Source organism: Candidatus Thiosymbion oneisti (assembly GCF_004359955.1).
GTDB lineage: Bacteria > Pseudomonadota > Gammaproteobacteria > Chromatiales > Chromatiaceae > Thiosymbion > Thiosymbion oneisti.
Genome location: NZ_SMSC01000119.1, coordinates 1 through 712, shown reverse-complemented (window position 1 = coordinate 712; position 712 = coordinate 1). Strand labels below are relative to the sequence as shown.

Annotated in this window: 2 protein-coding genes; both read left to right on the top strand. The window is 49.6% G+C overall.

What is annotated here, in order from left to right:
* Positions 1-122 precede the first annotated feature (122 nt).
* Positions 123-554 carry a LuxE/PaaK family acyltransferase gene (locus E1958_RS19690; RefSeq protein ID WP_165742436.1) on the top strand — a complete coding sequence of 144 codons (432 nt, stop codon included), beginning with the start codon at positions 123-125 and terminating at the stop codon, positions 552-554.
* Positions 470-712: U32 family peptidase (locus E1958_RS22210; RefSeq protein ID WP_208108634.1), on the top strand; the 243-nt coding region annotated here is incomplete at its 3' end. The genes E1958_RS19690 and E1958_RS22210, both read left to right, overlap by 85 nt.

Below are 712 nucleotides of genomic sequence, written 5' to 3'. Positions count from 1 at the left end.
TTAATAGGAGCCCGATCACGATGTTTGACAACACGATCACAAGGTTCGACAACATGGCAATAAGCAATATGGCAACCTAAAGCAGCAATTTCGGTTTCGATCTGGGGTCATACCTGATCGATTTGAGAGCAAACATCGGCAATGTCGGCCATTTGCTCCGTCTCGACCAGCAGGAGCAAAGTCGGATCCGGGACGAGCTGATCAAGGAGAATTTCACTTATCACTATCTGAATAATGCGTTCTACCAGGACTTTTGCCGGGAACAGAGGGTTTCTCCCGATACCATCCTGAACGAGGGGATCGAGCATATCCCATTGATACCGGTCAGGATGTTCAAGGATCGGAAGAATGCCGATCTCCTGCTGACGACGCCGGAAGATGAAATGGAGCTGGAAATCTTCAGTACCGGGACCAGCGGTATTCCAAGCATCGCAAAACGGGACAAAGAGAGCTGTGACAATCTGGCCCTATCATCGAGGATGAAAAAGAAGACGACAAAAACTATTTCCTGGATGCGGCGGCGGATTGTTCGTTATGCACACTGCCCGAGCTGATGGAGGCCGGCGTCGATGTGATCAAGATCGTCGGCCGTGAGAGCAACAACTCGTTCGTCAATTCCAAAATCACGGAATTTTACAAGATCTTCCAGGACTATGCCCTGGATGGAATGACCGTGGCGCAAATCAAAAAGCGCTTCCTGAACGAGGAATTG